15 protein-coding genes are annotated in these 13,375 nt (G+C 52.4%); 13 read left to right on the forward strand and 2 right to left on the reverse strand.

The annotated features are described in order from the left end of the window. Positions 1-136 precede the first annotated feature (136 nt). The gene (tsaD, locus tag ACS18Q_RS02085) at positions 137-1,156 is read left to right on the forward strand and encodes a tRNA (adenosine(37)-N6)-threonylcarbamoyltransferase complex transferase subunit TsaD (RefSeq protein WP_014205785.1); all 1,020 of its coding nucleotides are present in this window, start codon (positions 137-139) and stop codon (positions 1,154-1,156) included. Positions 1,157-1,295: 139 nt separating this feature from the next. After that, positions 1,296-2,114 (forward strand): alpha/beta fold hydrolase, encoded by an 819-nt coding sequence (locus tag ACS18Q_RS02090; protein WP_154180754.1) that lies wholly within the window; start codon positions 1,296-1,298, stop codon positions 2,112-2,114. 69 nt (positions 2,115-2,183) lie between these two features. Here the strand turns inward: ACS18Q_RS02090 and plsY are convergent, their stop codons facing one another. Then, entirely contained in the window at positions 2,184-2,789 is a 606-nt protein-coding gene (gene plsY, locus ACS18Q_RS02095) for a glycerol-3-phosphate 1-O-acyltransferase PlsY (protein WP_014205783.1), read from the reverse strand. Between the two features lie 190 nt (positions 2,790-2,979). Here plsY and folB point away from each other — a divergent pair, with 190 nt between their 5' ends. The 11 genes from folB (at position 2,980) to rpoS (ending at position 10,743) form a co-directional block, all read left to right on the forward strand. Further along, a complete protein-coding gene (gene folB / locus ACS18Q_RS02100; protein ID WP_004723818.1) occupies positions 2,980-3,333 on the forward strand; it encodes a bifunctional dihydroneopterin aldolase/7,8-dihydroneopterin epimerase in 354 nt (117 codons plus the stop codon). Then, a complete protein-coding gene (gene folK, locus ACS18Q_RS02105; protein ID WP_014205782.1) occupies positions 3,330-3,821 on the forward strand; it encodes a 2-amino-4-hydroxy-6-hydroxymethyldihydropteridine diphosphokinase in 492 nt (163 codons plus the stop codon). Before folB ends, folK begins: the two co-directional genes overlap by 4 nt. A gap of 14 nt (positions 3,822-3,835) precedes the next feature. Then, positions 3,836-4,639: an undecaprenyl-diphosphate phosphatase gene (locus ACS18Q_RS02110; protein WP_014205781.1), complete on the forward strand. Its 804-nt coding sequence runs from the start codon at positions 3,836-3,838 to the stop codon at positions 4,637-4,639. A 129-nt stretch (positions 4,640-4,768) separates the two neighbouring features. Next, on the forward strand, positions 4,769-5,053 hold the full coding sequence (ftsB, locus tag ACS18Q_RS02115; RefSeq protein WP_004723824.1) for a cell division protein FtsB: 285 nt from the start codon (positions 4,769-4,771) through the stop codon (positions 5,051-5,053). Beyond that, entirely contained in the window at positions 5,050-5,763 is a 714-nt protein-coding gene (ispD, locus tag ACS18Q_RS02120) for a 2-C-methyl-D-erythritol 4-phosphate cytidylyltransferase (protein WP_441257322.1), read from the forward strand. Before ftsB ends, ispD begins: the two co-directional genes overlap by 4 nt. Before the next feature lie 49 nt (positions 5,764-5,812). Continuing rightward, the gene (ispF, locus tag ACS18Q_RS02125) at positions 5,813-6,289 is read left to right on the forward strand and encodes a 2-C-methyl-D-erythritol 2,4-cyclodiphosphate synthase (protein ID WP_004723827.1); all 477 of its coding nucleotides are present in this window, start codon (positions 5,813-5,815) and stop codon (positions 6,287-6,289) included. Between the two features lie 31 nt (positions 6,290-6,320). After that, positions 6,321-7,367, forward strand: a complete 1,047-nt coding sequence (truD, locus tag ACS18Q_RS02130) for a tRNA pseudouridine(13) synthase TruD (protein ID WP_004723830.1) — start codon at positions 6,321-6,323, stop codon at positions 7,365-7,367. Then, entirely contained in the window at positions 7,360-8,127 is a 768-nt protein-coding gene (gene surE, locus ACS18Q_RS02135) for a 5'/3'-nucleotidase SurE (RefSeq protein WP_004723832.1), read from the forward strand. Before truD ends, surE begins: the two co-directional genes overlap by 8 nt. Then, positions 8,120-8,746, forward strand: a complete 627-nt coding sequence (locus ACS18Q_RS02140; RefSeq protein ID WP_014205779.1) for a protein-L-isoaspartate(D-aspartate) O-methyltransferase — start codon at positions 8,120-8,122, stop codon at positions 8,744-8,746. The genes surE and ACS18Q_RS02140 overlap by 8 nt, the downstream gene beginning before the upstream one ends. After that, positions 8,746-9,681, forward strand: a complete 936-nt coding sequence (nlpD, locus tag ACS18Q_RS02145; RefSeq protein WP_441257323.1) for a murein hydrolase activator NlpD — start codon at positions 8,746-8,748, stop codon at positions 9,679-9,681. Before ACS18Q_RS02140 ends, nlpD begins: the two co-directional genes overlap by 1 nt. A gap of 72 nt (positions 9,682-9,753) precedes the next feature. Then, the gene (gene rpoS / locus ACS18Q_RS02150) at positions 9,754-10,743 is read left to right on the forward strand and encodes an RNA polymerase sigma factor RpoS (protein ID WP_004723838.1); all 990 of its coding nucleotides are present in this window, start codon (positions 9,754-9,756) and stop codon (positions 10,741-10,743) included. Between the two features lie 68 nt (positions 10,744-10,811). Here the strand turns inward: rpoS and mutS are convergent, their stop codons facing one another. Then, positions 10,812-13,373, reverse strand: coding sequence for a DNA mismatch repair protein MutS (gene mutS, locus ACS18Q_RS02155; RefSeq protein ID WP_004723840.1), 2,562 nt, complete (start codon positions 13,371-13,373; stop codon positions 10,812-10,814). Positions 13,374-13,375 lie beyond the last annotated feature (2 nt).

A 13,375-nucleotide genomic window follows, 5' to 3' on the forward strand; every position in this document is an offset into this window, starting at 1 on the left:
CCGAATTTTAATCCGATAGCTACGGCTTTGTAAAGTACTTTGTCGCTTACAGTCTGTACAAAATTTGTTTGTAAAGCCAAGCCGAGGTAACATGACGCCAATTTCGAATTCTAGATGACAGCGTGCTGAGAAAACTATGCGCATTATTGGTATTGAAACCTCTTGTGACGAGACAGGTGTAGCGATTTACGACGATGAGAAAGGATTGCTGTCGCATCAACTCTACAGTCAGATCAAACTTCATGCAGATTACGGTGGTGTGGTGCCAGAACTGGCTTCGCGCGATCATGTCAAAAAAACAATTCCTCTGATTAAAGCGGCAATGGCCGACGCGAATTTAACCCCTGCGGACATTGATGGTGTGGCTTACACCGCAGGCCCGGGGCTTGTGGGCGCGTTGCTGGTTGGCGCAACCATTGGCCGCAGCTTGGCTTATGCGTGGAATGTGCCGGCAGTGCCTGTACACCACATGGAAGGCCACTTGCTGGCACCGATGCTGGAAGACAATCCGCCGCCATTTCCGTTTGTGGCTGTGCTGGTGTCTGGCGGCCACTCCATGATGGTGGAAGTGAACGGCATTGGCCAATACCACATTCTGGGTGAATCGATTGACGATGCGGCGGGTGAAGCATTCGACAAAACGGCGAAACTGATGGGGTTGGATTACCCAGGTGGTCCACTGTTGGCGCGTTTGGCGGAAAAAGGCACGCCGGGTCGCTTTAAGTTCCCGCGTCCGATGACGGATCGCCCGGGTTTGGACATGAGCTTCTCTGGCCTGAAAACGTTCACGGCGAACACCATTGCCGCCAACGGTGATGATGAGCAGACGCGCGCCGATATCGCTTATGCGTTCCAAGAAGCGGTGTGTGACACCTTGGTGATCAAGTGTCGTCGTGCGCTGGAACAGACGGGCATGAAGCGCATTGTGATTGCCGGTGGCGTGAGTGCCAATAAACAGTTGCGTGCAGATTTGGGCAAATTGGCTCAGAAAGTGGGTGGTGACGTTTACTACCCGCGCACCGAATTTTGTACCGACAACGGTGCAATGATCGCCTATGCTGGTATGCAACGTCTGAAAAACGGCGATGTGACGGATTTGAGCTTGGAAGCACGTCCGCGCTGGCCGATTGATCAGCTCACGCCGATCAACAATTAATTGGGAACGACGGTCGCTTAGGCGGCCGTTTTTATATCAGTGAATCAAGCGATTAGGCGCCAGTGGTCCATCTGCTCAGAGCTGATGATGCCGAAGGCAGTGGTATAGTCGCGCCAAATTTGATGACAGGAAAAGAAGCATGCACACGTTTAACGTCGACGGGCAGCAAATGCGCTATCAGGATGTGGGTCAGGGGGACGTCATCGTCTTGGGTCACAGCTATTTATGGGACAGCACCATGTGGGCGCCACAAGTGGCCGCGCTCAGTCAGCAGTACCGCTGCATTGTGCCCGATATGTGGGCACACGGTGAATCGGATGCCGCGCCAGCGGCGATGCGCAATCTGACTGATTACGCGCAGCACGTGTTGGCGTTGATGGATCATTTGGATATCGAAACGTTCTCGGTTGTGGGGCTGTCGGTTGGCGGCATGTGGGGCGCAGAGTTAGTCGATTTGGCGCCGCAACGCGTGAAAGCGTTGGTGATGATGGATACCTTCATTGGCTTGGAGCCGGAAGTGACGCACGCCAAGTACTTCCAGATCCTCGATACCATCAGCCAATTGCAAGCCGTGCCGGAACCTTTGGTCGAGGTGGTCACGCCGATGTTTTTTGCGCGCGAAGCCGCTCAGAAAACGCCAGCGTTGGTGCAGTCATTCCGAAGCCGTTTGGCAGCGCTTCGCGGCACCCAAGCGGTCGAAGTGGCACGCATTGGGCGCATGGTGTTTGATCGCCGCGATCTGATGGAAGATGTGGTGGAAAAGTTTGCTTTGCCGGTTTTGGTGGCGGTCGGAGCTGAAGATGCGCCGCGTCCGGTTCTGGAATCGTACTTAATGCACGACAGCATTACGGGCAGTGAGTTGGTGGTGGTGCCAGAGGCTGGCCACATCAGTAACTTGGAACAACCGCAATTTGTGACAGACATGCTGACGCGTTTCTTGGCCAAGGTGCAGGCGTAACGCTAAACGTAAAAAAGGCCGTTAGGCCTTTTTTATTGTGCAGAATCTCTACTCAAGCGAAAGCGAGAGTTAATCGAGGCCGCTCGGCTTCTTCTCGCCCACCTTGGGTTCGGTGCCGGCAAATAGGCGCTTAATATTTTGATGATGGCGCAGCACAATCAGGCAGCACAGCATTGCGACGGGCAACGTGTATTGCGGTTTGACCATCCAGGTATAAAACGGCGCCAATAACACAGTGACCAAGGCGGCCAGTGAGGAATAACGAAAGATCACAGCGACCACCAACCAAGTGAGCATGATCATCAGTGTGAGGTCGAGCCCGATTGGTGCGATGGCACCCAAGGCCGTGGCGACGCCTTTGCCGCCTTTAAAATGGAAAAATAGTGGGTACATGTGACCCAAGCAGGCCGCAATGGCGATGATGCCGAGTAGCAGTGAATCAATGCCGAGGAAATAAGCGCTCCAGACCGGAATGGTGCCTTTGAGCATGTCGCACAACAGCACGGCTATCGCGGTTTTCTTTCCGCCGATGCGCAGCACGTTGGTGGCACCGGGGTTGTGTGAACCGACAGCGCGTGGATCCGGCAATCCCATGACACGGCAGATCAACACCGCGCTGGAGATGGACCCCAACAGGTAAGCGGAAATGATCATAATGAGTGCCAATGGCGTCATAATTGCCTCAACGTGGTGTTTTACCTAAGCGACGGCTCACAAGTCTTTGTAAACCAAGCTCAAAAGTAAAAATTCTGTTCGGATTTCGCATCTTGAGGTGGTTTGGGTATATGATATCGCGATTCGCTAAGATAGTACGTTTTTTTACTCAATTTGGGTATCCGACCTGTAAAAAGGATGCAATAGAACTATGGATAAAGTTTTTATCGAACAACTGGAAGTGATCACGACGATTGGTGTTTACGACTGGGAGCAGGAAATTAAGCAGAAGCTGGTGCTGGATCTGGAAATGGCACACGACAATCAGCCTGCCGGTAAAAGTGATGATGTGGCGGATGCGCTGGACTACGCCCAAGTGAGTCAGGCGGTGATTGAACACATCGAAACAGGTCGTTTTCTGTTGGTTGAGCGTGTGGCCGAAGAAGTGGCACAGCTCATCATGACACGCTTTTCTGTGCCTTGGATTCGTATTCGTCTCACCAAACCCGGTGCCGTCGCGCAAGCGAAAGGGGTGGGTGTGATCATTGAGCGAGGAAACGCATGATCACCACGTATGTGGGTATCGGTTCAAATCTACAACGTCATCAACACATTGAAGCCGCCGTGGGCGAATTGCGCCGCATCGGTCGTGATTTGCGTTTGTCGACTATTTACGAATGTGAGTCGGTGGGCTTTGACAGCCATGCGTTTTATAACCTCGTGGTTGAAATGAAGACGGAACTTAGCTTGGCGGAATTGGCTCTAACTCTGCGCGACATTGAATTGCGTTGGGGGCGGGACAGCCAGGCGAAGAAGTTTCAGGATCGCACGCTGGATCTGGACATCATCCTGTTTGGGGACACGATTTCAGCCACCGCGCCGGTGCTGCCACGGCCGGATATCTACCATTATCCTTTTGTGATTCAACCGTTGTATGAACTGTGCCCAGAACGTTGTATTCCCGGCACACAGGACACCATTCAACATGTATGGCAACAAGCCCAGGGATTAGAGGCATTAAAGCCCGTCGAACTGTGGTTTGCTCTTAACTAATCAACGAGAAAACAATGAGTTATTTCGAATCGTTCATTTTGGCTTTAATTCAGGGCTTTACCGAATTCCTTCCTATTTCCAGTTCTGCACACCTGATTTTACCCTCGGCTATTTTCGGCTGGGCGGATCAGGGGCTTGCGTTTGATGTCGCGGTACACGTCGGCACATTGGCGGCGGTTGTGATTTACTTCCGCCGTGAAGTGGTGTCATTGCTGCGGGCATTTTTCGGCTCAATCTTTCAAGGGGATCGCAGCAAAGAAGCGAAGCTGGCTTGGCTGATTGTGCTGGCCACCATTCCGGCTTGTGTATTTGGCTTCCTCATGAAAGACATTGTCGAAGTCTATTTGCGCAGCGCTTGGGTGATTGCAACCACCACCATCGTGTTTGGTCTATTGCTGTGGTACGTCGATAAGCACGCATCATTGGTTGACGATGAATATCAGGCCGGTTGGAAAAAAGCCCTGTTCATCGGGGTGGCGCAAGCCATGGCGATCATTCCCGGTACGTCACGTTCTGGCGCAACCATGACCGCAGCGCTGTACTTAGGGTTTACCCGGGAAGCGGCGGCGCGTTTTTCATTTCTGATGTCGATTCCGATCATTATGCTGGCGGGTGGCTACTTAGGTTTGAAACTGGTGACCAGTGGCGAGCCGGTGCATACCGGATTCCTACTGACAGGTGTCGTGACGTCGTTCGTCAGTGCTTATATCTGTATTTTCTTCTTCCTGAAGCTGATTTCCCGCATGGGAATGACCCCGTTTGTGATTTATCGTCTGCTGCTGGGCGCGGGTCTGTTTGCGTTTCTGCTCAGTCAGTAAGCGCTTCTCCCTTGTGCTGACTCGCCTGAGATTCGGGGGTGTGGTATAAGTGGTGAACGTTTGTTAACAATGAATCTCATCTTATGCCGCCCTTGTGCGGCATAGTTTCACTTCACGAGAGAGACGGTTATGCGAGTATTTGCGGTGGCACTGACGCTGCTGTTTGCCTTACTACAATATGATCTGTGGATGGGGAAAAACGGCATTGCTGATTATCGCGCGGTGTCGAGCGAAATTCAGGTTCAAGAGCAGGTGAATAGCAACCTGCATCTGCGTAATCAGGAAATGTTCGCAGAGATTGACGACCTACGTCAGGGGCTGGATGCCATTGAAGAGCGTGCCCGACACGAACTGGGTATGGTGAAAGAGGGGGAAACCTTCTATCGCATCATTGGTGAGGAAAACCGTCCATGACCGCAAAGATTACCGCGATTGTGCCAGCCGCTGGCGTCGGCAGCCGTATGCAGGCCGACCGCCCCAAGCAATATTTAATCCTGCATGGTCACACCGTGCTGGAGCACACCGTCGAAGCGTTGCTGCGCCATCCTGACGTGGGCCAAGTGGTCGTGGCTGTCAGCGACAGTGACCCTTACTTTGAGTCGCTGACACTGGCGAATCACCCCCGTGTGATTCGAGTTTCCGGTGGCAAAGAGCGCGCTGATTCGGTGCTGTCTGCGCTGGACTATGTGTGTCAGCATCAGCTCAGCGAGTGGGTGATGGTACACGATGCCGCCCGTCCTTGCGTGAAACATGCCGACATTAACCAACTGATGGCCACGGCGCAAGCGCATGCTGTGGGCGCGATTTTGGCGGCACCAGTGCGTGACACCATGAAGCGTGCCGATGGGCAGCAAAACATTGAACACACGGTGGATCGCGTGGCCTTGTGGCATGCGTTAACGCCGCAAATGTTTCGCGCGCAGCCGCTACAACAGGCGCTGACGCAAGCACTCGATGCCCAAGCGGTGATCACAGACGAAGCGTCGGCTTTTGAGTGGTTGGGGCTCAATCCGGCTTTAGTCGCTGGGCGCGCGGACAATATTAAAATTACCCAACCAGAAGATCTCGCATTGGCCGAGTTCTATTTAAGTCGCAGTGATTTCAGTGACAATATGATTAAGTAATAAGATGATCTAAGCAACAAGATGATCTAAGTAACCACAAGGACTGAACATGATTCGAATTGGCCACGGTTTTGACGTACACAAATTTGGCGGAGAAGGTCCGGTGATCATTGGGGGCGTCGCCGTTCCTTACGAACAGGGGCTGATTGCCCATTCTGATGGGGATGTGGCGCTGCATGCATTGAGCGATGCACTGCTGGGCGCGATTGCCGCCGGCGATATTGGCCGTCACTTCCCGGACACTGATGACAAGTGGAAAGGTGCTGACAGCCGCGAGTTGCTCAAAGATGTTTATCGCCGCGTGAAAGCGCAGGGCTACCGTCTTGGCAATGCCGATGTGACCATCATGGCGCAGGCCCCAAAAATGGCCCCGCACATTGAAGCGATGTGCGCTGCGATTGCTGACGATCTTGAAACGGATCTGGGCAACGTCAACGTCAAAGCAACCACCACCGAACGTCTTGGTTTCACCGGCCGCAAAGAAGGCATCGCGTGTGAAGCTGTCGTATTACTCGTGAAGGCTTGATTGTCACTGCTTTCACTTATCGGAATAAAAAATGACAGATCTTTTATCTTCGTTGGCTTATTTATGTGGTAAACCAACAGCAAAGGCCAAAATTAAGGCCAAACCAGAACATTTTAAAGTCGTTGAAGATTTGGGGTACCGTTTTAGCGGTGACGGCGAACACGTGATGGTGCGGATTCGTAAAACCGGCGAAAACACCAGTTTTGTGGCCAACGAATTGGCCAAAGCGTGCGGCGTGAAATCAAAAGATGTCAGTTGGGCTGGCCTGAAAGATCGCCACGCGGTGACCGAACAGTGGCTGAGCGTGCACATGCCGCAGGGGAAATTTCCCAATCTGAGCATGTTTTTGGCGCAATACCCAAGCATTGAAGTGCTGGAAATGCAGCGTCACAACAAAAAGCTGCGTCCGGGCGATCTGCGTGGTAATCGCTTTGAAGTGGTTTTATCGGAAGTCACCGACATGGACGATGTGCTGCGTCGATTAGCGGTGGTCGCCGAGCAAGGTGTGCCCAATTATTTTGGTAATCAACGCTTTGGCCGTGAAGGCAACAACGTGACGGAAGCGCGCCGCTGGGGACGCGACAATGTTCGCAGTCGTAATCAAAACCAACGCAGTTTGTATCTGTCGAGCGCCCGTTCGTGGATCTTCAATCATATCGTGTCTGCACGTATTGAAGCGGCGTGTTTCTACCGTTTTATTGACGGTGATGTGGCGCTGGTGGGCAAAGAACAGGTGTTGGTGGCAGCAGATCAACTGGCAGAGTGGAACGCCAAACTGCAACAGGGTGAAGCGGTGATTTCAGCGGCTCTGGCGGGTGACAATGCGCTGCCGACGCAAAACGAGGCGCTGGCACTGGAGCAACCTCAGTTAGATGCAGAACCCGATCTGATGGCGCTGATTCGCGGGAATCGCATGCGTCATGACCGCCGCGCGGTGTCGTTAATGCCGCAGGATCTGAGTTGGGACGTCGATGGCGATCAGATCACGCTGCGCTTTGCGTTGGACGCGGGCAGCTTTGCGACCTCGATTGTGCGTGAATTGATCGAAGAAATTCCAGTAGAGCGTGTGTATGAGTGAGAACAAGCTAAGAATCTTGCTGAGTAACGATGATGGCGTGTATGCCGAAGGCATTCGCGCGCTGGCGTACGCCTTGTCCGACTTGGCCGAAATCATTATTGTAGCGCCGGACCGCAACCGTTCAGGGGCGTCAAACTCTTTAACGTTAGAGCAGCCGCTGCGCGTCACGCGTATTGAGCCGAATACCTATTCTGTGCAAGGCACGCCGACCGATTGCGTTCATTTTGCCCTCAATGAGCTGCTCAAAGATGACTTACCGGATCTGGTGCTTAGTGGCATCAATCACGGCGCCAATTTGGGCGATGACGTGCTGTATTCGGGCACTGTCGCGGCGGCGATGGAAGGCCATTTCTTGGGCGTTCAGTCAATTGCGTTTTCCTTGGTTGGAAAACATCATTTTGCCACTGCGGGAAAAATTGCCCGTCAGCTGGTGCTGCAACATCTTTCTGCTCCGATTCCAACCAACCGTCTGATTAACGTAAACATTCCGGATCTGCCTTTTGATCAACTCAAAGGCCATCAAGTGACACGCCTTGGTGCACGTCATCATGCTGAGAGCATGATCAAACAGAAAGATCCGCGGGGTCATGACATCTATTGGCTTGGCCCTCCGGGGAAAGAACAGGATGCGGGTGAAGGCACCGATTTTCATGCGGTCGAGCACGGTTATGTCTCGATCACGCCGATGCAGGTGGATTTAACGGCACACGAGTCATTGGGCGCGATGAATCTCTGGTTAAAGGAAGGTGCCGATGGCTAACCCGAAGGCGGACAGACTGATTCAATTACTCACTGAGCACGGGATCCGTGATCAGAGCGTACTGGCCGCAATTCATGCTCTTCCGAGAGAAGCATTTGTCGCTCAGGCGATGATGCATCAAGCCTACGACAACAATGCGTTGCCGATCGGACAAGGGCAGACCATCTCACAGCCTTACATTGTGGCTAAAATGACGCAAATGCTGGCGCTCAAACGCGACAGCCGAGTGCTGGAAGTGGGCACCGGCTCAGGTTACCAGACGGCAGTCTTGGCGCAATTGGTGGATCATGTGTTCTCCATCGAACGCATTAAGTCGTTGCAATGGGAGGCCAAACGCCGTCTCAAGCAACTGGATATCTACAATGTGTCAACCAAGCATGGTGATGGCTGGCAAGGGTGGCCGGCCAAAGGGCCGTTCGATGCCATCATTGTGACGGCTGCTGCGCCCGTGGTTCCGCAAGCGTTGTTGGCACAACTGGCTGAAGGGGGCCGTTTGGTGATCCCGGTTGGTGAAGAAGAACAGCAACTCCTGCACATCGTGCGTCAAGGCGATCAATTTGTCACCCAAGTGGTGGAGATGGTGCGTTTCGTCCCTTTAGTGGCAGGTGATCTCGCATAATGAATGGTTTTCAATTCCGCAATTGGATGGTGATGGGACTCTGCTACCTCGTCATGGGGTGCGTTGCGAACACGCCTGCGCCGGTGTCGGGATTGAGAAAAGATTACACTGCGATTGAGCGCGGCAGTTATCGAGGCAGCTACTACGAAGTAAAGCGCGGTGACACGCTTTATTTTATCGCTTACATCACAGATAAAGATGTAAAAGAGTTGATTCGTTACAACAATTTGACCGCGCCATACACGATTCATCCGGGACAAAAACTGAAACTTTGGACGCCGGTATACACGCCGCCAGCCTACGGTGGTACCGGTGCAGGCCCAGTCGTAACTGCGGCCAGCAAAAGTTCAACAGCAGTAAAAACTGTCAATCCTCCCGTTGTTGCGCCAAATGTGAGCAAAAGCTCTAAAACAACCGCCTCATCCCAAAGTACTAAAACTGCACCAAAAGTGGTCAAAAAACAGGCAGAAAAGAGTATTGATCAATCGAAAGCAAAAGAGTATGTTGGAGCCTCAAGTAAACAAAATGTTAATAAAACTGTAAATAAACCTAAACCATCCAACGATAAAGTCGCGAAGTGGTTATGGCCGACTCAAGGCAGAGTTGTTAAGAACTTCTCTGCGGGGGATCAAGGCAACAAAGGGATCGACATTGCAGGACAGCGAGGTCAATCCATTGTCTCCACCGCAGCAGGAACGGTAGTGTATTCGGGCAATGCACTACGGGGTTATGGCAACCTTGTCATTATAAAGCACAACGATCACTATCTCAGTGCTTACGCCCACAACGATCGGTTGCTGGTTAAAGAAGGACAAAGTGTGAAAGCTGGCCAGAAGATAGCAACAATGGGCAGTTCAGGAACCAACAGTGTTCGCTTGCACTTTGAAATTCGATATCAAGGTAAGTCAGTGAATCCAAAACGCTACTTGCCATAAACATACTTGTTTAAGAGTCATGTAGTGACATTCAGAGTAGTAATGTCTTGCTAGCTCGCCAGGGGAGGCGCTATGAGTATCAGCAATACAGCCACTAAAGTCGAAGAGTTTGAGTTCGATTCAGAAGCCGTGAATAACGCGGCGACCGACCAAGAACTGACTACCAACGATAATGACCAGTCTGAAGAGGTTCGTGAAGAGTTTGATGCTTCCACGAAAAGCCTTGATGCCACTCAGATGTATCTGAGTGAGATTGGTTTCTCACCCTTATTAACCGCCGAAGAAGAAGTGCTCTATGCTCGCCGCGCCTTGCGTGGTGATGAGGCTGCGCGCAAACGCATGATCGAGAGCAACTTACGTCTGGTGGTCAAAATCTCTCGCCGTTATAGCAATCGGGGCTTGGCACTGCTTGACCTGATTGAAGAGGGCAACCTTGGCCTCATTCGTGCAGTAGAGAAATTCGACCCAGAACGCGGTTTCCGTTTTTCGACTTATGCTACCTGGTGGATTCGTCAGACCATTGAACGTGCCCTGATGAACCAGACTCGTACGATTCGTTTACCAATTCATGTGGTGAAAGAGCTGAACATCTACTTGCGTACTGCGCGTGAGCTGTCTCAGAAACTCGACCACGAACCGACCGCAGAAGAAATTGCCGTGGAACTGGATAAGCCAGTGGATGATGTCAGCAAAATGCTCCGTCTGAACGAGCGCATTAGCTCCGTCGATACGCCAATTGGCGGCGATGGTGACAAAGCATTGCTCGATATCATCCCTGATATCAACAATTCCGACCCTGAAGTCTCCACACAGGATGACGATATTCGTGATTCGCTGGTGGCTTGGCTCGATGAGCTCAATCCGAAACAGAAAGAAGTGCTGGCTCGCCGTTTTGGCTTGTTAGGGTATGAACCATCAACACTGGAAGAAGTGGGCCGCGAGATCAATTTGACCCGTGAACGTGTGCGTCAAATTCAGGTGGAAGGCTTGCGCCGTCTGAGAGAAATCCTGATGAAACAGGGTTTGAACATGGAATCGCTGTTTAATGTGGAAAACGACTAATTACAGCCGATAGATTGAAATAAAAAGGCACTCATCGAGTGCCTTTTTTGATCGATGCGGGAAGCGGACTAGAGCATCTTTTTCAGACGGTAGAGCGCTTCAAGCGCTTGGCGAGGCGTGAGATCGTCAGGATCAATCTCGGCCAAGGTTTGTTCTACTTCACTTGGTTCAGGGATCAAGCTGAGCTGATTGGCAATGTCCACGGTGTTGGGTTTGCTGCTGGGTTGTTGCAGGCTCAGTTGCTCTAACTGTGTTAACTTGGTGCGAGCATTTTTGATCACCGCTTTTGGCACGCCGGCTAACCCCGCAACGGCTAAGCCGTACGATTTGCTGGCTGCGCCTTCTTGCACAGCATGCATGAAGGCAATGCTATCGCCGTGCTCGACGGCATCGAGGTGAACATTCGCCAGATGCGGTAAGGCATTTGGCAATTCAGTCAGCTCGAAATAGTGCGTGGCAAACAGTGTCATGGCTCCAATTTCTTTGGCCAGCCATTCCGCGCTGGCCCAAGCCAATGACAGGCCATCATACGTGCTGGTGCCGCGACCGATTTCATCCATTAAGACCAAACTGCGTTCGGTGGCGTTGTGAAGAATGTTGGCTGTTTCTGTCATCTCGACCATGAAGGTAGAACGACCCGAGGCCAAATCATCAGACGCGCCGATACGCGTAAAGATACGATCCAACGAACCAATCTGCGCCGCCTCGGCTGGCACATAAGAACCAATGTGCGCAAGCAGCGCAATCAACGCCGTTTGACGCATGTAGGTTGATTTACCGCCCATGTTTGGACCGGTGATGATCAGCATCTTGCGTTGCGGATTCAGTTCAATCGGGTTGGCAATGAAGGGTTCGCTCATCACTTGCTCGACCACTGGATGACGACCAGCTTGAATGCGAATCCCCGGTTCATCACTGAGCGTTGGACGGCAGTAATCTAGGCTTTCCGCGCGTTCGGCCAGATTTTGCAGCACGTCAATCTGCGACAGGGCAGATGCCAGATTTTGCATCTGTTCTAAATGCGGCAGTAACTGATCAAACAGGGCTTCCCATAGCTGTTTTTCCAATGCCAGCGCTTTGGATTTTGAATTGAGCACTTTGTCTTCGTGCTCTTTCAATTCCGGAATGATGTAGCGCTCGGCATTTTTCAGGGTTTGGCGACGCACGTAATGCGGCGGCACCAAATGGCTTTGCCCACGGCTGACTTGAATATAGAAGCCGTGCACGGCGTTGTAGCCGACTTTGAGGGTGTCGATGCCATGACGCTCGCGTTCGTCAGCTTCGAGTTTGTCGAGGTACTCTGTCGCGCCATTGGCCAGATCTCGCCATTCGTCTAGTTCTGCGTTATAGCCATCAGCAATCACGCCACCATCACGGATAACGACCGGCGGATTTTCTTTGATTGCCTGTTCCAGTAGTTCACACAGGTTGTCCATCGGTTGCGCGTCATCGCGCAATTGACCCAGATAGGGCAGTGTTAGACTGCTGAGCACATCCGCCAGCTCGGGCAGTTGCTGCAGCGCATGACGCAGGCGCGCTAAGTCGCGCGGCCGCGCAGAGCGCAGAGCGAGGCGCGCCAGAATGCGTTCAATGTCGCCAATCTGTTTGAGCACCGGATGTAACTCGGCAAACAAGGCATGCTGTTTTAATTCCCCAATCGCATCGAGGCGCTGATTCAAGGTGTCTAAACCGCGCATCGGTTGATGCAGCCAGCGTTTGAGCATACGACTGCCCATCGGGGTCGCGCAGTGATCCAACACTTCGGCCAGCGTGTTATCGGTGCCGCCGGCTAAGTTCTGCGTCAACTCGAGGTTACGACGGGTTGCGGCATCCAGAATCACCGATTGATCTTGGCGATCAAAGGTCAGTGAACGAATGTGTGGCAGGGCAGTACGCTGAGTATCTTTCACGTACTGAATCAAACAACCCGCGGCGCATAAGCCGAGTTTGGCTTGCTCGACACCAAAACCGACTAAGTCACGGGTGCCGAACTGCTGATTGAGCTGCTGTTTGGCGGTATCCAGTTCAAATTCCCACACCGGGCGGCGGCGGTTGCCTTTTCGGCTGGCCATCAGTTGCACCGGTTCGAAATCTTCAGGAAACAGCAATTCGCGCGGTGAGGTGCGTTGCAATTCTGCCGCCATCGCTTCTTCCGATTCCGGTTCACACAACTGGAAACGGCCAGAGGTAATATCCAATGTCGCGTAACCAAAGCGACCATCATGGTGATAAATCGCGGCAATCAGGTTGTCCACCCGTTCTGACAACAACGCTTCATCGGTGACAGTTCCCGGCGTGACGATGCGTACGACTTTGCGTTCAACCGGACCTTTACTGGTGGCTGGATCGCCAATCTGTTCGCAAATCGCGACCGACTCACCTAACTGAACCAGTTTCGCCAAATAGCCTTCGACCGCATGAAACGGTACGCCCGCCATCGGAATCGGCTCACCAGCGGACGCGCCGCGCTTGGTGAGGGAAATATCCAGCAATTGCGATGCGCGTTTGGCATCGTCATAGAACAGTTCGTAAAAATCGCCCATGCGATAAAACAGCAAAATCTCCGGGTTCTCAGCTTTAAGCTTGAGGTATTGCTGCATCATTGGCGTATGTTTTTGTTCAGCAGTCACGG

The sequence above is a fragment of the Vibrio sp. Vf1514 genome (assembly GCF_052076135.1).
Classification (GTDB): Bacteria; Pseudomonadota; Gammaproteobacteria; order Enterobacterales; family Vibrionaceae; genus Vibrio; species Vibrio furnissii.